General features: G+C 73.7%; 18 protein-coding genes and 1 tRNA gene. 11 read left to right on the forward strand and 8 right to left on the reverse strand.

Features of this window, described 5'->3' with window-relative positions; all coding sequences use genetic code 11:
• Positions 1-73 precede the first annotated feature (73 nt).
• The 9 genes from ACIRST_RS15920 (at position 74) to ACIRST_RS15960 (ending at position 10,094) form a co-directional block, all read left to right on the forward strand.
• Positions 74-2,269, forward strand: coding sequence for a DNA polymerase III subunit gamma and tau (locus tag ACIRST_RS15920; protein WP_402802807.1), 2,196 nt, complete (start codon positions 74-76; stop codon positions 2,267-2,269).
• Positions 2,270-2,426: 157 nt separating this feature from the next.
• Positions 2,427-2,765, forward strand: coding sequence for a YbaB/EbfC family nucleoid-associated protein (locus tag ACIRST_RS15925; protein WP_148644036.1), 339 nt, complete (start codon positions 2,427-2,429; stop codon positions 2,763-2,765).
• Positions 2,766-2,994: 229 nt separating this feature from the next.
• A complete protein-coding gene (gene recR / locus ACIRST_RS15930; RefSeq protein WP_218198914.1) occupies positions 2,995-3,594 on the forward strand; it encodes a recombination mediator RecR in 600 nt (199 codons plus the stop codon).
• Positions 3,587-4,249 carry a DUF5063 domain-containing protein gene (locus ACIRST_RS15935; RefSeq protein WP_350519760.1) on the forward strand — a complete coding sequence of 221 codons (663 nt, stop codon included), beginning with the start codon at positions 3,587-3,589 and terminating at the stop codon, positions 4,247-4,249. Before recR ends, ACIRST_RS15935 begins: the two co-directional genes overlap by 8 nt.
• 351 nt (positions 4,250-4,600) lie before the next feature.
• Positions 4,601-5,881 (forward strand): aspartate kinase, encoded by a 1,281-nt coding sequence (locus ACIRST_RS15940; protein ID WP_350519761.1) that lies wholly within the window; start codon positions 4,601-4,603, stop codon positions 5,879-5,881.
• 28 nt (positions 5,882-5,909) lie between these two features.
• A complete protein-coding gene (locus tag ACIRST_RS15945) occupies positions 5,910-6,980 on the forward strand; it encodes an aspartate-semialdehyde dehydrogenase (RefSeq protein WP_402802808.1) in 1,071 nt (356 codons plus the stop codon).
• A 277-nt stretch (positions 6,981-7,257) separates the two neighbouring features.
• On the forward strand, positions 7,258-7,803 hold the full coding sequence (locus tag ACIRST_RS15950) for a SigE family RNA polymerase sigma factor (protein ID WP_350519763.1): 546 nt from the start codon (positions 7,258-7,260) through the stop codon (positions 7,801-7,803).
• Positions 7,796-9,139 (forward strand): hypothetical protein, encoded by a 1,344-nt coding sequence (locus ACIRST_RS15955; protein ID WP_402802809.1) that lies wholly within the window; start codon positions 7,796-7,798, stop codon positions 9,137-9,139. Before ACIRST_RS15950 ends, ACIRST_RS15955 begins: the two co-directional genes overlap by 8 nt.
• 142 nt (positions 9,140-9,281) lie before the next feature.
• Positions 9,282-10,094, forward strand: coding sequence for an SURF1 family protein (locus tag ACIRST_RS15960; protein ID WP_402802810.1), 813 nt, complete (start codon positions 9,282-9,284; stop codon positions 10,092-10,094).
• Positions 10,095-10,153: 59 nt separating this feature from the next.
• Here the strand turns inward: ACIRST_RS15960 and ACIRST_RS15965 are convergent, their stop codons facing one another.
• The 4 genes from ACIRST_RS15965 to ACIRST_RS15980 form a co-directional block, all read right to left on the reverse strand.
• Entirely contained in the window at positions 10,154-10,846 is a 693-nt protein-coding gene (locus ACIRST_RS15965; protein ID WP_402802811.1) for a hypothetical protein, read from the reverse strand.
• Positions 10,843-12,705, reverse strand: a complete 1,863-nt coding sequence (locus ACIRST_RS15970; RefSeq protein ID WP_350519767.1) for a prolyl oligopeptidase family serine peptidase — start codon at positions 12,703-12,705, stop codon at positions 10,843-10,845. Before ACIRST_RS15970 ends, ACIRST_RS15965 begins: the two co-directional genes overlap by 4 nt.
• A 256-nt stretch (positions 12,706-12,961) precedes the next feature.
• Positions 12,962-14,503 (reverse strand): MFS transporter, encoded by a 1,542-nt coding sequence (locus tag ACIRST_RS15975; protein WP_402802812.1) that lies wholly within the window; start codon positions 14,501-14,503, stop codon positions 12,962-12,964.
• 140 nt (positions 14,504-14,643) lie between these two features.
• Positions 14,644-15,021 (reverse strand): nuclear transport factor 2 family protein, encoded by a 378-nt coding sequence (locus ACIRST_RS15980; protein WP_402802813.1) that lies wholly within the window; start codon positions 15,019-15,021, stop codon positions 14,644-14,646.
• A 221-nt stretch (positions 15,022-15,242) separates the two neighbouring features.
• Between ACIRST_RS15980 and ACIRST_RS15985 the strand changes: the two genes are divergently transcribed.
• Positions 15,243-18,071 (forward strand): ATP-binding protein, encoded by a 2,829-nt coding sequence (locus ACIRST_RS15985; RefSeq protein ID WP_402802814.1) that lies wholly within the window; start codon positions 15,243-15,245, stop codon positions 18,069-18,071.
• An 86-nt stretch (positions 18,072-18,157) separates the two neighbouring features.
• On the opposite strand, the gene ACIRST_RS15990 is transcribed toward ACIRST_RS15985, so the two are convergent.
• The gene (locus ACIRST_RS15990) at positions 18,158-19,120 is read right to left on the reverse strand and encodes a YDG/SRA domain-containing protein (RefSeq protein WP_402802815.1); all 963 of its coding nucleotides are present in this window, start codon (positions 19,118-19,120) and stop codon (positions 18,158-18,160) included.
• 198 nt (positions 19,121-19,318) lie between these two features.
• Between ACIRST_RS15990 and ACIRST_RS15995 the strand changes: the two genes are divergently transcribed.
• A complete protein-coding gene (locus tag ACIRST_RS15995) occupies positions 19,319-20,419 on the forward strand; it encodes an MrcB family domain-containing protein (protein WP_402802816.1) in 1,101 nt (366 codons plus the stop codon).
• A gap of 176 nt (positions 20,420-20,595) precedes the next feature.
• Here ACIRST_RS15995 and ACIRST_RS16000 read toward each other — a convergent pair.
• From ACIRST_RS16000 to panD, 3 genes are all read right to left on the reverse strand, one after another.
• A tRNA-Pro gene (locus tag ACIRST_RS16000) sits at positions 20,596-20,669 on the reverse strand.
• 100 nt (positions 20,670-20,769) lie between these two features.
• The gene (locus ACIRST_RS16005) at positions 20,770-21,714 is read right to left on the reverse strand and encodes a metallophosphoesterase (protein WP_350519771.1); all 945 of its coding nucleotides are present in this window, start codon (positions 21,712-21,714) and stop codon (positions 20,770-20,772) included.
• A gap of 311 nt (positions 21,715-22,025) precedes the next feature.
• Positions 22,026-22,397, reverse strand: coding sequence for an aspartate 1-decarboxylase (panD, locus tag ACIRST_RS16010; RefSeq protein WP_350519772.1), 372 nt, complete (start codon positions 22,395-22,397; stop codon positions 22,026-22,028).
• Between the last annotated feature and the right edge of the window lie 9 nt (positions 22,398-22,406).

Genomic DNA, 22,406 nt, shown 5'->3' on the forward strand with positions numbered 1-22,406 from the left:
CGGGCCCGTGGGCGCGGGGGTCGTGGGGTGCGGGGCGACGCGTTTGTCGGTCCGTCCCGATATCGTCGGTGGTGTGTCCCTAGCCCTGTACCGCCGCTACCGCCCCGAGACCTTCGCGGAGGTCATCGGGCAGGAGCACGTGACCGCTCCGCTCCAGCAGGCCCTGCGCAACAACAGGGTCAACCACGCGTACCTGTTCAGCGGGCCGCGAGGCTGTGGCAAGACGACGAGTGCGCGCATCCTGGCCCGCTGTCTCAACTGCGAGCAGGGGCCGACGCCCACGCCCTGCGGGGAGTGCCAGTCCTGCCGGGACCTCGCGACCGGCGGGCCCGGCTCGATCGACGTGATCGAGATCGACGCCGCCTCGCACGGTGGTGTGGACGACGCGCGCGAGCTGCGTGAGCGGGCCTTCTTCGCGCCGGTGCACAGCCGGTACAAGATCTTCATCCTGGACGAGGCGCACATGGTGACCTCGGCCGGCTTCAACGCGCTGCTCAAGGTGGTCGAGGAGCCGCCGGAGCACCTCAAGTTCATCTTCGCGACCACGGAGCCGGAGAAGGTCATCGGGACGATCCGGTCCCGGACGCACCACTACCCGTTCCGGCTGGTCCCGCCCGGCACGCTGCGCGACTACCTCACGGAGGTCTGCGGCCGCGAGGGCATCCAGGTCGAGGACTCGGTGTTCCCGCTGGTGGTCCGGGCCGGGGCGGGCTCGGTGCGTGACTCGATGTCGGTCATGGACCAGCTGCTGGCCGGGGCCGCCGAGGGCGGCGTGACGTACCAGATGGCGACCGCACTGCTCGGGTACACCGACTCCGCGCTGCTGGACGAGGTGGTGGACGCCTTCGCCGCGCACGACGGGGCGACGGTGTTCCAGGTGATCGACCGGGTGGTCGAGGGCGGGCACGACCCGCGCCGCTTCGTCACCGACCTGCTGGAGCGGCTGCGCGACCTGGTGATCCTGGCCACCGTGCCGGACGCCGGGGAGAAGGGGCTGATCGACGCCCCGGCCGACCGGGTCGCGGTGATGCAGGCACAGGCCGACGCGTTCGGCGCGGCCGAGCTGAGCCGGGCCGCGGACATCGTCAACACCGGGCTCACCGAGATGCGCGGCAACGCGGCGCCGAGGCTGCAGCTGGAGCTGATCTGCGCCCGGGTGATGCTGCCCGGCGCGTACAGCGACGAGCTGTCGCTGCAGGCGCGCCTGGACAAGCTGGAGCGGCGCGCGACGGCGGGCGGGTTCGCCGCGCCGATGGCGGTGCCGGGATCGGTACCCGTGGCGGCTCCGCCGGGCGTGCCGGCGGGCGTGCCGGTGGCCGTACCCGCTGCCGCGCCCGCTGCGGCGCCCGCGATGGAGGCGCCGGTGGCGGCTCCCGTGCAGGCCGCGCCCGTGGCGGCGCCTGTGCAGGCTCCGCCGCCCGCGGCCGCGCCCGCCGTACCCGCCGCGCCCGCCGGGCCCGCGCCCGGGGCGTGGCCGATCCCGCGCAGCTTCCCGCCCGCCGGTGGCGGCGCCCCCGCCCAGGCCCCCGCCGCGCCGGTGGCTCCCGCCGCGCCGCAGCAGCAGGCCGCGCCGGTCCCGGCTCCGGCCGCTGCTCCGGTGCCCGCGCCGGCCCCCGCCCCCGCGGCGGTTCCCGGCGGGCAGCCGTCGGCCTCCGCACAGCAGGGCGCGGCGCAGGTCCGGCAGCTGTGGCCGCAGATCCTGGAGGCGGTGAAGAACCGCCGCCGCTTCACCTGGATCCTGCTCAGCCAGAACGGCCAGGTGGCCGGGTTCGACGGCAGTGTGCTCCAGGTGTCGTTCATCAACGCCGGCGCCCGGGACAGCTTCGTCGGCAGCAACAGCGATGACGTGCTGCGCGCCGCGCTGGCCGACGCGCTCGGCGTGGACTGGCGGATCGAGTGCATCGTCGACCCGTCCGGCGGCGCCGGGGCCGCCCCGAGCGGTGGTGCTCCCGGGGGCGCCCAGGGCGGTGGGGGCTGGGGAGCCCCGGCTCGTCCCGCCGCCTCCGCGCCGGCCGTGACGGCGCCCGCTCCGGCGCCCGTGGCGGCGCCCGCGCCGGTGCAGGCTCCGCCCGTGCAGTCGGCTCCCGTGCAGGCCCCGCCGCCCGCCGCGGCTCCGCCGATCCGCCCGGTGCAGTCGGTGGCCCCGGAGGACGACATCCCGGAGGAGGACGACCCTGACCTCAACGAGGAGGCGTTCTCCGGCCAGGAGCTGATCATCCGCGAGCTGGGTGCGACGGTGCTGGAGGAGATCCACCACCGGGGCGGCTGAGCCGCCGGGCACCCGGGCCGCCGAGACGGCCGAGTCGCCGAAGCAGCCGGGCCGCGGGGGCATCCGAGCCGTCGAGGCACCCGAGCAGGACGCAGCACGTAGGCTCGGCGGTGACGTACGACGCACCGCAGACAGCCGTGACAGCAAGGAGAGAGCCGTGTTCCCCGGTGGTGGCCAGCCCAACATGCAGCAGCTGCTGAAGCAGGCGCAGAAGATGCAGCAGGATCTCGCGAAGGCCCAGCAGGAGCTGGCCGAGGCGAAGGTGAACGGTTCGGCGGGCGGCGGCCTGGTCGAGGCGACGGTGACCGGCGCCGGTGAGCTGGTGGCGCTGACCATCGCCCCGGCCGCGGTCGACCCGGAGGACACCGAGACCCTGGCCGACCTGATCCTGGCTGCGGTCCGGGACGCGAACCAGACGGCGCAGAAGATGCAGGCCGAGCGCATGGGCCCGCTGACCCAGGGCCTCGGCGGCGGCATCCCCGGTCTGCCGTTCTGAGCCCACTGCTCCGAGCCCGCGGACTCCGGGCTCACCGCTCCGGGCTCACCGCTCCGAGCCTGCCGTTCCGGCCCCGCTGCTCTGAGTGACCGGGCCGGAAGGGTCTGAAGTTCAGACGACAGACCCATGTGATTTATGTGGGAGTCGGGCGTCGGGCGCTGTGTCCGACGCCCGATTCGTTGGATGATGGCACCGGAGCACCACCGACCATCCGAAGGAAGGCGCGACGTTGTACGAGGGCGTGGTTCAGGACCTGATCGACGAACTGGGCAGGCTGCCCGGCGTCGGGCCCAAGAGCGCCCAGCGGATCGCCTTCCACGTGCTGCAGGCCGACCCGACGGACGTGCGCCGACTCGCGCACGCGCTGCTGGAGGTCAAGGACAAGGTCCGCTTCTGCGCGGTCTGCGGCAACGTCGCGGAGGCCGAGCAGTGCCGGGTCTGTCTGGACCCCCGCCGCGACCTCGCCGTCATCTGCGTGGTCGAGGAGCCCAAGGACGTCGTCGCCATCGAGCGCACCCGTGAGTTCCGCGGCCGCTACCACGTGCTGGGCGGCGCGATCAGCCCCATCGAGGGCGTCGGCCCGGACGACCTGCGCATCCGCGAGCTGCTGTCGCGCCTCGCGGACGGCACGGTCACCGAGCTGATCCTGGCCACCGACCCCAACCTGGAGGGGGAGGCGACCGCCACCTACCTGGCCCGGCTCTGCAAGCCGATGGGCCTGAAGGTGACCCGTCTGGCGAGCGGCCTGCCCGTCGGCGGGGATCTGGAGTACGCGGACGAGGTCACCCTCGGCCGCGCCTTCGAAGGGAGACGACTGCTCGATGTCTGACCGGACGATCAACCAGCAGCACACCCACGCCCACGGCTCGGAGCCGGACGACTTCGCCGTGCAGATCGCCGACTCGGTGGAGAGCTTCGTGCTCGCCGTCACCGAGGTCGCCAAGGGCGACGAGCCGGGCAGCGCGGTCTCGCTGCTGCTCCTGGAGGTCTCGCAGCTGCTGCTGGCCGGCGGCCGGCTGGGCGCCATCGAGGACGTCGTCCCGGAGGACCGCTTCGAGCCCGACGCCGGTCCGGAGCCGGACGGCGAGCAGCTGCGCGAGCGGCTGGCCGAGCTGCTCGCGCCGATCGACGTCTACCACGAGGTCTTCGACCCGTACGGCCCGCCGGAGAAGCCCAACGCCTTCCGGATCTCGGACGACCTGGCCGGTGTGGTCAGCGAGCTCCAGCACGGGCTGACGCACTACCGCGAGGGCCGGGTCAGCGAGGCGCTGTGGTGGTGGCAGTTCTCGTACCTCTCCAACTGGGGCACGACCTGCACCGCGGTGCTGCGGGCGTTGCAGTCGTTGATCGCGCACGTCCGGCTGGACAGCCCGATGGGCGCCGCGCTCGACGGCGCTGACACCGACGACGACGGGCTCACCGACGAGCAGCTGGAGCAGCAGGCGGGCGACCTGATGGCGGCCGAGCTGGGGCTCCAGCGCTGAACCGGTGAGGCGCTGAACCGGTGCGGCCGCGAGCCGAGCGGACGGAAGGGCCCGGCCGGGCGTACGGCGTCGACTGTGACGAATGCCTCAGCGATCCGCCCGGAAAGGAAATCCGGCCGGATCGCCGTCCGCGGATCCGCCGTTTCTCCGGGCCCGTACCGAATCGCCCGCAGACCTGCCCGTCCGGCCACCCACCCCGCCGATCACCTGCTGAAACAGGTGTCTCATCATATGGAAAGCGCCGGTCGGAGCACCCCTGCTCGGTAGACTGGCGCCGACCGCACACCCCCCTCCCCCGGGGGGTGCGGGGGCCCGGAGCCCCCGGAAGACGACACGAGTCGAGGAGCGCACGTGGGCCTTGTCGTGCAGAAGTACGGCGGCTCATCCGTTGCGGATGCCGAGGGCATCAAGCGCGTGGCCCGTCGAATCGTTGACGCCAAGAAGGCCGGCCATGAGGTCGTCGTCGTGGTGTCCGCGATGGGCGACACGACGGACGAGCTCATCGAACTCGCGGAGCAGGTGTCACCGATCCCTGCCGGCCGCGAGTTCGACATGCTGCTGACCGCCGGGGAGCGCATCTCCATGGCGTTGCTGGCCATGGCGATCAAATCCCTGGGTCACGAGGCCCAGTCCTTCACGGGCAGTCAGGCCGGCGTCATCACCGACTCCGTCCACAACAAGGCGCGCATCATCGACGTGACGCCGGGCCGCATCCGCACCGCCCTGGACCAGGGCAACATCGCGATCGTGGCCGGCTTCCAGGGCGTGTCCCAGTCCAGCAAGGACATCACCACGCTGGGCCGGGGCGGCTCGGACACGACCGCCGTCGCCCTCGCCGCCGCCCTCAAGGCCGAGGTCTGCGAGATCTACACCGACGTGGACGGCGTGTTCACCGCCGACCCGCGCGTGGTGAAGAAGGCCCGCAAGATCGACTGGATCGCCTACGAGGACATGCTGGAGCTGGCGTCCTCCGGCTCCAAGGTGCTGCTCGACCGCTGTGTGGAGTACGCCCGGCGCTACAACATCCCGATTCACGTACGCTCGTCCTTCTCGGGTCTTCCCGGGACGATCGTCAGCAACGACAACCCGAACAAGCCCGAAGGGGGCGAGATGGAGCAGGCCATCATCTCCGGAGTCGCCCACGACACCTCCGAGGCCAAGGTCACCGTCGTCGGCGTGCCCGACAAGCCGGGCGAGGCCGCCCGGATCTTCCGCGCCATCGCCGACGCCGAGGTCAACATCGACATGGTGGTGCAGAACGTCTCCGCCGCGTCGACCGGCCTGACCGACATCTCCTTCACCCTGCCCAAGACCGAGGGCCAGAAGGCCATCGACGCGCTCGGCCGGGTCAAGGAGGGCATCGGCTACGAGTCGCTGCGCTACGACGACGCGATCGGCAAGATCTCGCTCGTCGGCGCCGGCATGCGATCCAACCCGGGCGTCACCGCGACCTTCTTCGAGGCGCTGTCCGCCGCGGGCGTCAACATCGAGCTGATCTCCACCTCGGAGATCCGCATCTCGGTGGTCACCCGCGCCGATGACGTGCCGGAGGCCGTCCGCGCCGTGCACAGCGCCTTCGGCCTGGACAGCGAGACGGACGAGGCCGTCGTCTACGGCGGCACCGGGCGATGACCCGGGAGCGGAGCGGGAGCACCGGGCGATGACCCGGCGGCCGAACCTCGCCGTCGTCGGCGCCACCGGCGCGGTCGGCGAGGTGCTGCTCGGCCTGCTCTCGCTCCGTCAGGACGTCTGGGGCGAGGTCCGACTCGTCGCCTCCCCGCGCTCGGCCGGCCGCAAGCCGGTCGTGCGCGGCGAGGCCGTCGAGGTCGTCCCGCTGACCGAGGAGGCCTTCAGCGGGATCGACGTCGCCGTGTTCGCCGTCCCGGACGCGGTCTCCGCCCAGTGGGCGCCGATCGCGGCGACCAAGGGCATCGTGGTGGTCGACGACTCCGCCGCCTTCCGCACCGCCGAGGACGTGCCGCTGGTCGTCCCCGAGGTCAACGCGGCCGCCCTGCGGATCCGCCCGCGCGGCATCGTCGCCAGCCCGGCCAGCACCACCCTGGCGATGATCGCGGCGGTCGGCGCACTGCACGCCGAGTACGGGCTGGCACAGCTCGTGGTCGCCTCCTACCAGGCCGCCGACGGCGAGGGCCGCGCCGGGGAGGCGGCCCTGCGCGAGCAGACCGCGCTGGTGGCGGGCACGGACGTCGGCCGGCAGACCGGCGACCTGCGCGCGGTGATCGCCGACCACGGGCCGTTCGCCGCCCCGCTCGCGCTCAACGCCGTGCCCTGGACCGGCGGACTGCGCGAGGGCGGCTGGGCCGCCGAGGAGCTGGGCATCCGCGACGAGTCCCGCAAGATCCTCGGCCTGCCCGCCCTGAAGGTCTCCGCGACCTGCGTCCACATCCCGGTCGTCCGCACCCACGCGCTGGCCGTGCACGCGCGGTTCGAACGGGAAGTCACCCAGGAGCACGCGCAGGAGATCCTGCGGGACGCGCCCGGCGTGGTCCTCTACGACGACCCGGCCGCGGGCGAGTTCCCGACGCCGAACGACGTGGTCGGGACCGACCCGGTCTGGGTCGGGCGGGTGCGCCGGGCCCTGGACGAGCCGGACGCGCTGGACCTGTTCCTCTGCGGGGACAACCTCCGCAAGGGGGCGGCGCTCAACCTGGTCCAGATCGCCGAGTTGGTGGCGGGTGAACTGACGGTGAAGCAGGACGTCGAACCCTGACGCCGCTTCCGATCTGCCCGCTTATGGACGCACCTGTGTCCATACCTGTGTCCGCTCCTCGACACAATCTGTCCGGAATCCCGAGGGAATCCCCTGGAGGCCTCTTCCGCCCATGCGGAAGAATGGTCCCCGGGCTGGGCAACCATGACAGGGGATCGAGTGTCCAACGGGCGTGGCGAACGTGATGGTGGGGGCAAGGGCGGGCATCCCGGCGAGGGCCGCGGTGTCGTTCCCCTCGCGCGCCCCGTGGCCTGCGAGTAGGCCGGAAGACGACCAGATGACGGCGGCCGCACCCGGTGCGGCGGACTCCGGCGCCGGTACCGACGCGGGTACCAGCGAGGACCTGCTCACCGAGACCTACCAGGCGCACTACCGCTCGCTGCTGCGGCTCGCCGCGCTGCTCCTGGACGACCTCTCGACCTGCGAGGACGTCGTCCAGGAGGCGTTCATCCGGGTGCACGCCGCCCGGCGCCGGGTTCGCGAGCCCGAGAAGACCCTGGCCTACCTGCGGCAGACGGTCGTCAACCTGTCCCGCTCCACACTGCGCCGCCGGATCCTCGGTCTGAGACTGCTGCAGAAGCCCATGCCTGACATGGCCAGTGCAGAAGAAGGTGCCTACGATGCCCTGGAGCGCGACCAGTTGAAGGCCGCGCTGCGTGGTCTGCAACGCCGTCAGCGGGAGGTTCTGGTGCTGCGTTACTTCGTGGACATGACGGAGGCGCAGGTCGCCGACACCCTGGGCATCTCGCTCGGCTCGGTGAAGGCCTACGGATCGCGCGGACTCGCCGCCCTGCGCGCGCAGATGGAGGCCGGTCATGGCTGAGGCGGCGGCGGGCGGCGGGCGACGGGGGGCGGACGGCGTACCGTCCGAGGGCCCGGGCACGCCGGAGGCCTTCCCGGCCGCCCAGGCCGCCCCGGCGGCGTCGGTGACCTCGGCGGTCGCGGAGCTCTCAGGACGGGCCCCGGGGGCCTCGGGACGGGCCGCAGGGCTCTCGGGAGGGGCCGCGGAGCTCTCGGGAGGGGCCGCGGAGCTCTCGGGACCGGTCGAGCTGTCGCCCGACGAGCGGGCGGTGCGGGAACTGATGCACCACGCCGTCGCCGGGATCCAACCCTCGGCCGCCGGACTGCCCCGGATCCGCCGGGCCGTACCCCGCCGGCGGACCGCCCGGCGCGGAGCCTGGACCGGCGCAGCCGCCCTCGCGTTCGCCGTCGCGATCGCCCTGCCCGTCCTGCACGAGGGAGAGCACCTCGGACTCTCCGGCGGCCCCGGCTCGGCCGACGCCAAGAGCCCGGCCGCCACCGCCCCCAGCGGCGCCGTCATCGGCGCCACCGGCACCGGCACCGCTCCGCGTACCGGCCCGAGCGGCACCGGGGACGCCTCGCCCGCCGCCGGCACGGCCGGGGCCTCCCGCACCCCCGGCACCGGGGCCACGCGCACCGACGGCACCGTCTCGCCCACCGGGACCTCCGGGGCCGGCGACGGCGGCATCATCCCGCTCTGCACCCGCACCGACCTCGGCGACGGCGCCGCGCAGGTCGGTTCGGCCGACGCGGCGGGACGGATCTTCGGCTCGTTCACCGTCTACAACGTCTCCGGGCACAGCTGCCGCCTCGGCGGGCCCGGTGCGGTCGCCGTCACCGGCGTCAGCGGCGGCGACCGCAACCGCATCCGCACCGCCGACCACTCCCCGGGCGATCCGGCCGGCGGCCTGACCGCCATGGACGCCGAACCGCCGGTGCTCGCCCCGCAGGGCGGCTACCGGCTGCCGTTCGCCTGGATCCCCGACCCGAGCTGCACCGTGGCGGGCGGCGCCACCAGCGCCCCGACCGGCGCCAACCGGGTGTCCCTGACCACGCAGGTCCCCGCAGCCTCGGGCGGGCCGGCCTCCGGCGCCTCCGCCGCCCCCAGCTCCAACCCGCAGGCCACCTCGTCCCCCTCGGCGGGCCCCACCTCGGCCCCCAGCCCCACCGCCACCCCGACCACCGACCCCACCGGTCCGGCCCCCACCGCCACCATCGCCCACACCCCCGCCCCGGGCAGCCCCACCGCCGCCACGGCGACGCTGCCGCTGGCCTGCAGCGGGACGCTGTACCGGGGCGGTGTGCAGGCGGTGCCGGGTGCGGTGCCGCAGCCGTCGGGTTCGCCTTCGGCGGGGTGACGGGCCCTCGCCCCCGCCGGGCCGGCGCGTCCGGGGCAGGGTGAAGGGGCGGGCCGAAGGGGCGGGCCGACGGGGTGGGCCGACAGGGCCAGGGCCGGGCCCGGGGGCCGGACGGGTGTGAGGAGTGGTTACCGTGGGGGGTGTGTACCGGTTCCTCCTGACTCCGCGCTGGCTGGGCGGCACTGCTCTGGCCGTGGCGGCCGTGGCGGTGTGCGTGTGGCTGGGCTCCTGGCAGCTCGGTCGGTTCGAGGACCGGGTGTCCACGCACAACGAGACCAAGCAGGCGCTCGCCGCATCGGGTGACGCCAGGCCGATCGACGCCCTGCTCAACCAGGTGACGCCGCAGGTGACCACGGAGACCGTCGGCAAGTCCGTCACCGTCACCGGCAGCTACGACACCGAGCACCAGCTCCTCGTCCCCAACCGGGTGGTGGACGGCAAGCAGGGCTACTACGTGCTCACCCCGCTGCGCACCGCCGACGGGCACGCCGTGGCCGTGGTGCGCGGGTGGGCGCCCGGGGCGCCGGGCCCGGGGGCCGCCGGGACGACCGCCGGGGCGACCGCCGCCGGGCCGCCGCCGGACGGATCGGTGACGGTGTCCGGGCGGCTGCAGGCCAACGAGGCCGTGGGCACCAACGGCGCGGTGGCCGGCGGCCTGCCGGCCGGGCAGCTCGGCATGATCAACCGGGCCTCGCTGCTGAACGTGCTGGAGTACGACGGCTGGTACGACGGCTGGGTGGCCGCCGACGAGGCGCCCGCCGGGCTGACCCCCGTACCGACCGTGCAGCCGCAGGGCGGGGACGGTCTCACCCTGCGCGCGTTCCAGAACCTGGGCTACACGCTGGAGTGGTTCGTCTTCGGCGGCTTCGTCGTCTTCATGTGGTACCGCCTGATGCGCCGTGAGGCGGAGGCGGAACAGGACCGGGCCCTGGGGCTGGACCCGGTCCTGGAGTAGCGGCTGACGGCTGACGGCTGCGGGCCGGCCGGGGGATGACCTCCCGGCCGGTCCCGGCCTCAGCGCTTGGTCGGCAGCGGTGGCGCCACCGTCGGCTTGACCGGCGGCAGGGTCGGCAGCGCCGGTGCCGTCGGGGCCGGCGTCGGTATCAGCGGTTGGGTCGAGGCGGTCGAGGCGGTCGAGGCGGTCGGCACCGGCGTCGGGTTGCCGAAGCAGCGGCTGTGGTTGCTGCCGGTGTTGGCGTCCGAGTCGTAGTGGTCGATGTGGTGGTGCACGGTGCGCCCGGTCTTCGAGCCCTTGGAGCCGGACGAGCCGGACGAGCCGGACGAGCCGGACGAGCCGGACGAGCCGGACGAGCCCGATGAGCCCGATGAGCCCTTGGAACCGCTCTTGCCCTTCGAGCCCTTGGCGAGCTGGACCGGGCCCTCCCCGTCGGCCGGCTCGTGCGCGGTGCGGGCGGCCCCGGCGTCGTACAGCCCGTACGGCTCGTACGCCTGGTACGCCGCCGGTACCACGGAGGTCGAGGTGCCCGCTCCGACCGCGCTCGCCCGGGTCGCCGTGGCGAGCGGCGTGGCGAGCGGCGTGGCGGGTGGTGCGGCCGGTGGTGCGGCCGGGACCGCGGGCGCGGTGGTGGGTGCGCCCGGCCCGGCCGGGGGCGGGCAGGCCGCACTGTCGCTGCGCGAACCGGAGCAGCCGGTGAGCACCAGGGCCCCGGCCACCACCGCCCCCGCGAGCATCAGCACACGTCTCACGCCGATTCCCCGTCCCCGTCGCGCCCGGCCGGGGCCAGGTGCCGTCGGACGAAGTCGATCTCCAGCCGCAGCTGCTTGATCCGCTCCTCCACGACCAGCGACCCGTGTCCGGCGTCGTACCGGTACACCTCGTGCGGCTTGCCGAGCTGCTCCAGCCGCTCGACGTAGTTGTCGATCTGCCGGATCGGGCAGCGCGGGTCGTTGACCCCGGCGCTGATGTACACCGGCACCCGCACCTGCTCGACGTAGGTCAGCGGCGAGGAGGCGGTGAAGCGGTCCGGGACCTCCTCCGGCGTGCCGCCGAAGAGCGTGCGGTCCAGCGACTTGAGCGCCTCCATCTCGTCGGCGTACGCGGTGTGGTAGTCCGCGACCGGCACGGCGGCGACGCCGAGCGCCCAGACGTCGGGCTGGACACCGAGGCCGAGCAGGGTCAGGTAGCCGCCCCAGCTGCCGCCGGTGAGCACCAGCCGGCGCGGATCGGCGAGGCCGCTGTCGACCGCCCACTCCCGGACCGCCGCGATGTCCTCCAGCTCGATCAGGCCGACCCGCTCGTGCAGGGCGTCGGTCCAGGCCTGGCCGTAACCGGTCGAACCGCGGTAGTTGACCCGGACCACCGCGAAGCCGTGGTCCAGCCAGGCGGCCGGGCCGGCGGCGAAGGAGTCGCTGTCGTGGTGGGTCGGGCCGCCGTGGACCTCGAACACGGTCGGGAGGGGGCCGTCCTCGGGGCTGCTCCCGGCCGGCCGCTGCACGAGGGCGTGCACCCGGCCGCCGGGCCCGTCCACCCAGACGTCCTCGACCGGGACCGACCCGGGCGGCACCGCGCCGGGCGCCCGCAGCACGACCGTCCCCGCAGTGGAACGGACCGCCGACGGCTCGGCGGCGGAGGACCACAGGTACTCGACGGTGCCGTCCGGACGGGCGGTGGCGCCGCCGACGGTGCCGCGCGGGGTGTCGAGGCGGGTGAGCCGGCCGTCGGCGAGCGCGTACGAGAACAGCTCGCTGCGCGCCTCGTACTCGTGCTCGACCAGCAGCTCACCGGCGCCGGGGCGCCACTGCGCGGAGACGTCGCCGGGCAGTTCGCGGCCCTGCTCGTCGCGCAGCGGCAGCGCGGTCTCGGCACCGGTGGCCACGTCCCAGATCATCGGCTCCCAGCGGCCGGTGCGCTGGTGCGCGACCAGCAGACGGGTGTCGCCCTCGACCGGGGCGAAGCCGAGGCAGGCCACGCCGCGCGGCTCGTCCCGGCCGGTGACCTCGTCCAGTTCGGCGACGGTCTCGACGGTGCCGGTGCCGCTGATGCGGACGACCCGGATCGCGGAGTGCATCGCGTCGCCGTGCTCGGTGTGGTCGACGGCCAGCAGGGTGCCGTCGTGGCTGAGGTCGCCGACGCCGCCGTACTCCGCGTGCCGGTAGATCTCGACCGGCTCGGAGGCACCGGGGAGGCGCAGGTGCAGGGTGGTGCCGTCCTCGTCGGTGGAGCGGCCGACGACCACGGTGCCGTTGCGGCCGAGGGCCAGGCCGGCCGAGTAGGAGGGGGCGAGGCCGGGCACGGCCTCCTCGTCCGGGCCGCCCGCGAACGGCTGGCGGCGCCAGACGCCGAACTCGTCGCCGTCGTGGTCGTCGAACCACCAGACCCAGTCGCCGTCGGGGGACAGCTCGGCGTCGGTGGTGCCGTTCGGGCGGTCGGTGACCCGGCGGTGGGCGCCGGTGGCGCGGTCCCAGGCGTAGACCTCGTAGGTGCCGGTCGCGTTGGACACGTACAGCGCCCGGTCGGGGGCGTCCTCGGCCCAGTCGGGCAGTGACACCCGGGCCGCCCTGAACCGCTGCTCCCACGCCGGGACGGCGCTCTTCTCCTCGCTCATCCGACCATCCAACCCGATCGGGGGGAGGGAATGGAACGGGCGGGTGGGCCTGAGGCCCACCCGCCGGGTGGTTCGGGGGTGTTCACGAGGGTCGCGCCCGTTCGTGCCCGCCCGGTCCCCGGGGTGCCGGGTGCCGGGCGGGTCCTGCGGGGTCGGTCCGCGGGGCGGGTCCTGCAGGGTCGGTCCGCGGGGCGGTTCCTGCGGGGTGGTTCGGTTTCTGCGGAGCGGCCCGCCGGGCTTCCGGTCGTGCCGGGCTTCAGGTCCGGCGGGGCAGCAGTCGGACCAGGCCCACGAGCACCAGCTCCAGCACCGCCAGCACCAGCACGCTGCGGCCGAAGGCCGCGGTCGGGTCGCCGGCGCCGTAGTAGACGAGGCCGATCAGCGCGATCCCGAGCGCCCCGCCGACCTGCTGCACGGTGGACACCACCCCGGCGGCGGAGCCGGCCAGCCGCGGCTCGACGCCCTCCAGGACGACGGCGGTGACCGGGGCGATCACCAGACCCATGCCGAGGCCGTCCACGAACAGGCCGGGGGCCAGCCACCAGACGGTGCCGTCCGCGACGCCGTACACGGCGAGGGCGAGCAGGCCCAGCCCGGCGGTCATCAGCAGCCCGCCGACGGTGATCGTGCGGCGGCCGCCGAGGCGGGCGGTGACCCGGTGGGTGGTGTTGGAGGTGATCAGGTAGCCGAGGCCGATCGCGGTGAAGACCAGCCCGGCGCCGAGCGCGTCCAGGCCGCGGCCGAACTGCAGGTGCAGGGCGAGCACCAGGAAGAAGGAGCCCTGGCCGAGCCAGAAGGCGAGTTGGGCGAGCACACCGGCGCTGAAGGCGCGGCTGTGGAAGAGGCGGGTGTCGACCAACGGGGTGGTGTTGCCGGTGTCGGTGCCGGCAGTGGTGGCGGTGGCGGCGTTGGCAGTGGTGGCAGTGGTGGCAGTGGTGTCGCGCGGGGTGGCGCGGTGCTGGTGCACGGCGAACGCGGCCAGCAGGACGAGCGAGGCACCGAGGCAGAGCACCGTCCACAGCGGCCAGCCCAGCTGGGGTCCCTGGATGAGCGGGAGCACCAGGGCGGTCATCGCGGTGGAGACCAGCAGCACGCCGACCGGGTCCAGCCCGGGCCGCTGCGGGGCGCGGGACTCCGGCAGGGAGCGGCGGACCATCGCCAGGGCGACCAGGCCGATCGGCAGGTTGATCAGGAAGCAGCTGCGCCAGCCCAGGCCGAAGAGGTCAGCCCGGATCAGCAGCCCGCCGATCAGCTGCCCGAACACCGCGCCGACGCCCATCGTCAGCCCGTACCGGGCGAAGGCCCGTGCCTGTGCCGCGCCGCTGAACGCGGTCCGCAGGATCGCCAGCACCTGCGGTCCCATCAACGCCGCGGACAGGCCCTGCACCACCCGGGCACCGACCAGCGCGGCGGCGGTGGGGGCGAAGCCGCAGCCCGCGGAGGCCAGGGTGAAGAGGGCCAGGCCGAGGCCGAACACCCGGCGGCGGCCGTAGCGGTCGCCGAGCCGCCCCGCGGTGACCAGGCCGGCCGCGAGGGCCAGGCTGAAGCCGGCCATCACCCACTGGACGGCGGCCGGGCCGGCGCCCAGGTCGGCCTGGAGCGAGGGGAGGGCGACGTTGACGACGAAGACGTCGAGGGCGGTCATGAAGGTGGCGGTCAGGACGACCGGCAGCAGGCCCCTGGGGGGCGTGGCCGGCGTGTTCGGGGCTGCGGTGGGCGGGTCCGGCGGGGCTGCGGTGGTCGGGGCTGCGGCGGGCGGGGCCATGGCGGGCCGCCGGGCGTCCAGGGCGGTGCTCATCTCGGGCTCTCCTCAAGGGGTCGGTGGGGGCGGCGGGCCGGAGGCCGGTTCGGGACGGCGGTGGGCTTGGGGCAGCGGGCCGGCGAGGGGCGGGCCGAGGGGGAAGGGGCCCGCCCCTCGCGCAGGCGAGGAGCGGTCGCTCAGGCGCCCGGCACGCGGTCGAGGAAGCCGTACACCGCGCCGATCCGACCGTCCGGGGTGGCCGTCAGCACGTCGAAGCCGATCACCACCGGCTCCGCGCCGGCCGGACCGAGGTTCCAGGTGAAGCGGGCGATGTCGTGGTGCGCGTCCACCGGGCCGAGGGTGAACTCCAGCCCCGGGAACTGCGCCTGGGCCGCGCCGATCAGCGCGTCGATCGCGTCCCGGCCGGCGACCGCGGCCAGCGGGTCGGTGTAGCGGCCGTCCTCCGCCCACACCTCGTCGATCAGCTTGCGGCGGGCCGCCGGGTCCGTCTCGTTCCACACCGCGAGGTAGCGCTCGGCGAGCTGCTGGAGGGCGGCGGTGGTGATCTCGGTCATCGTCATCTCCTGTGTTCCGGTGGGGTGTTGGCCGGTCGTTCCCGGTGCTCACAAAGGTAGGGAGCGGCGCGCGGCGGCGAATCGGTCACGTATAGGCATGGGGGTACGTAGGTCCGTGGTCCGTACCGGGGTGCCGGGGTGCCCGTGCCGGGGGCGCCGTGTCCCCGCCCGCCGTGGTTCCGCGCTGGGGTGGCACGGGCCGGATGGGTAGGGTCGAGGGCATGTTGTACGGGAGGGAACACGAACAGTCCGTCGTGGACGGACTGTTGGACGCGGCACGGGCCGGCCGCAGCGGCGTCCTGCTGCTCCGCGGCGAGGCCGGCATCGGCAAGACCGCGCTGCTGGACGACGCCGTCGCGCGGGCGGGGGAGACGTTCCGGGTGATCCGGGCAGCGGGCGTCGAGTACGAGGCCGAGCTGCCGTACGCCGGGCTGAGCCTGCTGCTCGCGCCCGGCCTCGACCGGCTGGACGCCCTGCCGGGGCCGCAACGGCGGGCCCTGGAAGCAGCGTTCGGGCTGGCCGACGGCGGGGCGGGCGAGGCGGGCGGGGCGGCCGAAGCGTCCGGGCGGGCCGTCGACCAGCCGGGCGGCCAGCAGGCCGAACGGCCGACCGACCGGCTGCTGGTCGGGCTCGCCACGCTCGCCCTGCTCGCCGAACTAGCCTCCGATCAACCGCTGTTGTGCGTCCTGGACGATGTGCAGTGGCTGGACCGGGCCTCGCTGGACGCGCTGCTGCTGGCCGCGCGACGGTTCCAGGCCGAGGGGGTGGCCCTGCTGCTCGCCTCCCGTACCGGCGGTGGAGCCGGCGCCGGGGCCGCTGCCGTGGCCGGTGTCGGAGCCGGCCCCGACATCTCGTCGGAGCGCCGGCTCGGCCTCCCCGAGCTGGAGGTGACCGCCCTGGCCGCGGCCGACGCCACCCGGCTGCTGGCCCGACGGACCGGCCCCGACCTGCCCGCAGCCGCCCGCGAGCGGCTGCTCGCCGAGGCCGCCGGCAACCCGCTCGCCCTCACCGAACTCCCCGTCGCCGCAGGCCCGCAGGCGCACGCACCGGGCGGCCTGCCGCTCACCAGCAGGCTGCTGATCGCCTTCCACGGGCAGGTCACCGGGCTGCCCGCGGCCACCCAGACGCTGCTCCTGGTCGCCGGCGCCGAGGAACGCGGTGAACTCGACGTCATCCTGCCCGCCGCGGTCGCGCTCGGCGTCACCGCCGAACACCTCACCCCCGCCGAAGAGGCGGGCCTGGTGACGGTCACCGCCGACCGCCGGATCGCCTTCCGGCATCCGCTGCTACGCTCCGCCATCCTCCAACGTGCGCCGCACCACCAGAAGTTGACCGTTCACCGGGCGCTGGCCGACGCGCTCCCGGACGGCGACCGCCGCACCTGGCACCTCGCCCTCGCCGCCACCGCCCCCGACACCGACCTCGCCGACGCCCTGGAACGCGCCGCCGTCCGCGCCGAGCGCCGCGGCGGACACGGCGGCGCCGCCGCGTACGAGCGCGCCGCCCGGCTCACCCCGGACCGCGACGGCGCCACCCGCCGCCTCGTCCTGGCCGCCGAAGCAGCCACCGAGGAAGGCGAGTTGGCCCGCGCCGAAGCGCTCGCCGACGAGGCCGCCGGCCGTACCGACAGCGTGCTGGCCCACGCCCTGCTCGACCAGGTCCGGGCCACCGCGCACTTCTGGCGCGGCTCCTACCCCACCGCCTACCGGCTGCTGCTCGACGCCGCCGGCACCGACATCGACCCGCAGCACGCCGCCCGGATGCTGTTCCAGGCCTTCCACACCGCCTGGTACGCCGGGGAAGAACCGGTGACCGCCGTCCTCGACCGCCTCGCCGCCCTCCCCCTGGCCGACGGAGACCCCCTCGCGCCGCTCGCCCACCACCTGCCCGCCGCCGTCCTCCCTGCCCTCGGCCGACCCGTCGCACCGCCCCCACCCGTCCGGGAGGCCGCCGAGGCCGCCCGCCGAGCCGGCGCCGAGAGCCCGGTCGACCTCGTCCAACTGTGCGGCGCCACCCTCATCCTCGGCCGCGACGACGAAACCGCCGAACTCGGCGCCGAACTGATCGCCGAAGCCCGCTCCAAGGGCACCGTCGGCGTGCTGCCCACCCTGCAGTTCTTCCTCGCCGAAGCCGAGCTCTTCCACGGCCGCCACCGCGACGCCGAACTCACCGCCACCGAGGCCCTCGGCCTCGCCCGCGACACCGGCCAGCACCAGTGGGTCAGCCAACTCACCGCGCTGCTCGCCTACCTGGCCGCACTCGACGGCCGCACCGACCACTGCACCGACCTCGCCGCCACCGCCCTCGCCACCACCGGCCCGCAGAGCGCCGCCCCCGCAGCCGGCCTCCCCTGGGCCCAGTGGGCGCTCGCCCTCCTGGACCTCGGCCAGGGCCGCGCCGGCGACGCCGCCGACCGCCTGCACACCCTCACCACCGGCCCCCACCGGCACCACGTCAGCGCCACCAGGGCCGTCCCCGACCTGGTCGAGGCCGCCGTCCGCCTCGGCACCCCCGACCGCGCCGCCGAACCGTACGAGCGCTACGCCCGCTGGGCCGCCGCCGCCGACCGCCCCTGGGCCGAAGCCCTCCGACTGCGCTGCCAAGCCCTCCTCGGCCCCGACGAACTCGCCGAATCCGCCTACCGCGCCGCCCTCGACCTCCACGAACCCGGCCACCGCCCCTTCGAACAGGCCCGCACCGCCCTCCTCTACGGCGAATGGCTGCGCCGCACCCGCCGCCGCACCGACGCCCGCCCCCACCTGCGCGCCGCCCTCGAAACCTTCGACCGCCTGGCCGCCCACCCCTGGGCCGCCCGCGCCCGCACCGAACTCTCCGCCACCGGCACCCCCGCCCCCACCCCCGCAGGCACCGCCCAGTCCCCCCTCACCCCCCAGGAACTCCAGATCGCCCGCCTCGCCGCCCAGGGCCTCACCAACCGCGACATCGCCGCCCAGCTCTTCCTCAGCCCCCGCACCGTCGCCCACCACCTCTACAAGGCCTACCCGAAGCTCAACATCACCTCCCGCACCGAACTCACCACGGTCCTCTGAGTCGAAGCATCGACCCGATGCGAACGGGGCTCCGCCGACGTCTGTCAGCGGAGCCCCGGCCCGGTGCTGTTGGTGGAACGGCCCGATCAGTCCTGGGCGTGCTTCCAGCCCTCGGAGTAGTGGTCCCGGTGATACGACAGGTGCGCCGGGTCGACGTGATGGCCGGCGGCCTCCCGCAGCGTCCCCAGGTCTGCTCCCGTCGCGCGATCCGTGATCGTCAGGTCGTCCGCGATGGCTAGCGTGCCAAAGTCGAACAGCGTGTGGTGGTTGGGGCAGAGGCACAGCACGTTTCCTGCGACGTCGGGCCCGTTGTGGGGCGCTCCCAGCCCCCGGATGTGAGCCGCTTCGGCATAGCTGCCCGTCGGCGTGCGGAGCTGGGTGCCGCAGACCTGGCACGTGAAGTCGTGGGCCCGTTTCACGAAGTTCGCCACCCGGGTGCTGCGGACGATCCGTTGCACCATGGCTTCCGTGCGTGTCGGCGCCACCTGGCCGGTGGGCTCGACCGCAGTGGTTGTCCCGCCTGTGGGAACGGCGCCAGCGGGCGCGCCGTTCGGCGCCTCGGCGGATTCGAGCTGGACCAAGCGGTAGCGCCAGATCCGGAAGTTGGACCTTCCGGTCTCGTGCCAGTAGTCGACGACACGGAAGAGCCCGTCGTACCGGTAGCCGGTGGTCGGAGAGTGCTGGCGGTCGCCCATCCATCCGCGAACCACCCGTACAGGTATCCCGGTTGCCATGCTGGTGGCGAGGGCGGCATTGCCACGCGTGAGCTCCTGATCGTCAACCTGTAGGCCGGTGTCCGGATTGCGGCCGCCCTGTCCGGTGTAGACGATGGCACCACCGTCGTCCTGGTCGTCCTCGTAGCCGCCGGACACGACGATGGACTCCGCCCCGCGCTTCCCGGTCCCGCAGATCCCCGCTTGCAGTGGCCGGTGCACCTGGGCCCGGGCGAGTGCCTGCCGATTGACGAAGACGCGCCCGACCTCGATGCCCGGTACGGCGCCGAAGCCGTCGAAGTCATGCGAGGCAGCGGGAAGTGTGTTTGCCTGCAAAGTCCGAACCTCTCAGATCAGCGAATCGATGTGCCGGAGTGGAACTTTCGTACCGCGAAACGCTCACTTCCTCGCTATCGTTCCTCGGTTGCCGGCGCCATTGACCAAGGTGCTCATCCTGCGAAATCGTCAACTGGTGAGCACAGTTGGGGGTAAATGGCATTTTCGATCTCGGACGGTCGGCCTACGATGCTCGCCATGACGCTTCGAGGCTTCCTGCATCAGGTCGGTACGACCTATGACCGTTCGGCCGGGACAAGTACACCTACGGCTCAGCTACTTCGGGACGCCCGGTCCCACTTTGCCGGCCGGGTGCACGCTGGGTACCGGATCGTGGGCAGTCCGGGAAGGGGCGCGGGCGCACTCTGCCCCTGGGTCGCCTTCTTCGATCCCGATGAGACCGAATCTGCCCAGAACGGCATGTACGTGGTCTACCTCTTCGCCGAGGACATGCGGACGGTATCGCTCAGTCTGAACCACGGCGTCACCGAGCTGCACAAGAAGTACAAGACCAAGGAAGGGAACAGGAAGCTCGCGGTGGAGGCCGGTGCCATTCGGGAAGCACTGGCTTCCCGGGGCGTCTCGGACCTGGAGCCGACAATCGACCTCGGCGGACATGCGGGGCTCCCGCGATCGTACGAGCACGGGAACGTCTTCGCCCGAACCTACACAATTGCCGAATTGCCCGACGAAGCAACCTTGCGCGGTGACCTCCGGCGCTTCATCGACCTCTACCAGGACGCCCTGGCGGCGCGGGAGCGACTGCGGCAAACAACGCGGGACGTGATCTCCACGGTTCGGGTCGAGGGAACGTGGACCCACGACCGAGGTCGGGACGAACTGCTGCACTTCGCGCCCAAGAGCGATGCGGAGTACGTGCAGACGATCACGAGCCGCACGACCGTGAAGACCAAGCGGCACGAAACCCTGGTGCGTGAGTACGGAAACCATCTCATCGCCCGGGGGTTCGAAGCAGGGACCAACGTTCACCCGCGGGACCTGGTCGCGCGCAGGGCTGCCGCGCATTGGTTGATCGAGGCCAAGGTTGTGCAGAAGGGAAACGCCACCAACGCGGTGCGGGAGGCGCTCGGGCAGCTGGCGACGTACTCCTTCCTGCTCTACCCGACCACCGAGCAGCCGATGCAGCTGGCCCTCTTCACCGAGGACATCGGCGACGTCTACATGAGGCTCCTGGAACACCACGGGATCGCTTCCGTGTGGCGCACGCCGGCTGGGTGGTCCGGATCGCCGTCCGCGGTTGCCGCGGGACTGGCCGACCCCTCGGAACCGGCCCCGTAGCGGAAGCCATCGGGGCCACGGCCAGTGAACTCGTCCCTGCTGGCGGATCCCGGAGGAGGAAGGGGTACGGCCCCGGCTGTCGGGGGATTTCCCCCAGGATTCTCCCGAGAGTCCCCGAAAGCCAGTCAGGGCCGGTCTCCCTTGCGGGAGACCGGCCCTGAGCTGGTCTTACTGGGTCGGGGTGGCGGGATTTGAACCCACGGCCTCTTCGTCCCGAACGAAGCGCGCTACCAAGCTGCGCCACACCCCGGTCTTGCGGTTTGTCGCTCCGTCTCCTTCGCGACGAGTAGAACTCTACCGGACGCTCGCCGAGACACGAAATCCGGTTTCGGGCGGGCGTCCGGTGGGGGTCAGCGGGGGGCCGGGGTGAGGGTGAGCAGGGTGGCTTCGGGGGGGCAGGCGAAGCGGACGGGGGTGTAGCGGTTGGTGCCGCAGCCGGCGGAGACGTGGAGGTGGGAGCGGTGGCCGCCGGCGGTGTGGGTGGAGAGGCCCTTCACGCGGCGGGTGTCGATGTCGCAGTTGGTGACGAGTGCGCCGTAGAAGGGGATGCAGAGCTGGCCGCCGTGGGTGTGGCCGGCGAGGATCAGCGGGTAGCGGTCGGCGGTGAAGGCGTCGAGGACGCGCAGGTAGGGGGCGTGGACGACGGCGAGGGAGAGGTCGGCGTCGGGGGAGGGGCCGCCGGAGACCGCGCTGTAGCGGTCGCGGCGGATGTGAGGGTCGTCGAGGCCGGTGAATTCGAGGTCGAGGCCGTTCACGGTGAGGCGGCCGCGGGTGTTGGTCAGGTCGAGCCAGCCGGCGGCGTCGAAGCCGTCGCGGAGCTTCTCCCACGGGTTGTGGACGGCGCCGCTGATGCCGCGGCCGGCGGTGCCGTCGGGGTTGTTCATGCCGTGGATGCCGCTGCGCATGGCCTGGAGGTAGCGCGCCGGGTTCTTGCGGGCCGGACCGTAGTAGTCGTTGGAGCCGAAGACGTAGACGCCGGGGAACTCCATCAGCGGCCCGAGCGCGTCGAGGGTGGCGGGGACGCCGAGCGGGTCGGAGAGGTTGTCGCCGGTGTTGACCACGAGGTCGGGGCGCAGGGCGGCCAGGCTCTTCAGCCAGCGCTGCTTCTTGCCCTGGCCGCTCACCATGTGGATGTCGGACACCTGCAGGATCCGGAGGGGGCGGGCGCCGCGGGGGAGGACGGGGACCTCGACCCGGCGGAGGCGGAAGGCCCGGACCTCGTACCCGGCGGAGTAGGCGAGGCAGGCGGCGCCGGCGGCGGCGATGCCGAGGGGAACGGAGTACAGCGGTCGCATCAGCCCATGCTCTCAGACGGTCGATCAGCCGGTGAACGTCCGGCCGGGGCGGCGGCGGGCGCGGAGGCCGGCCGGGAGCCGTCGGCGGGCAGTGGGGTAGTGGGGCGGTGGTGCCGTCGGGGCGCGGGTGGGGACCGGTGGGGACGGGCGGGGGCGGGTGAGGGGGCGGTGATCGGGACGGCCGCCGGGGCCGAACCGGGTCGGCGGGTTACGGCATCCGGGGGGCGAGGGGGAGTGACAGGGGAACGAGGGGGAGATACAGGGGTGCCCGCCGGCTTGTGCGCGGCGGGCACCCGGGGGCGGGGCGGCGGTCAGGACGCCGGGTCGACGCCGACCTTCACCACCGCGTTGGACTTGTCCACGAAGACGACGGCGGGCTTCAGGTCCGCGGCCTCGTCGTTCTCGATCGAGGCGTAGGCGATGATGATCACGGTGTCGCCCGGGTGGACCAGGCGGGCCGCGGCGCCGTTGATGCAGACCACGCCCGAGCCGCGCTCGCCCTCGATGACGTAGGTCTCCAGGCGGGCGCCGTTGTCGACGTCCACCACGTGGACCAGCTCGCCGGGCAGCAGGTCGGCGTTCTCCATCAGGACCGGGTCCAGGGTCAGCGAGCCGACGTAGTGGAGCTCGGCCTGGGTCACGGTGGCGCGGTGGATCTTCGACTTCAGCATGGTGCGTCGCACGTTCTCAAC

The sequence above is a fragment of the Kitasatospora sp. NPDC101447 genome (assembly GCF_044767225.1).
GTDB lineage: Bacteria > Actinomycetota > Actinomycetes > Streptomycetales > Streptomycetaceae > Kitasatospora.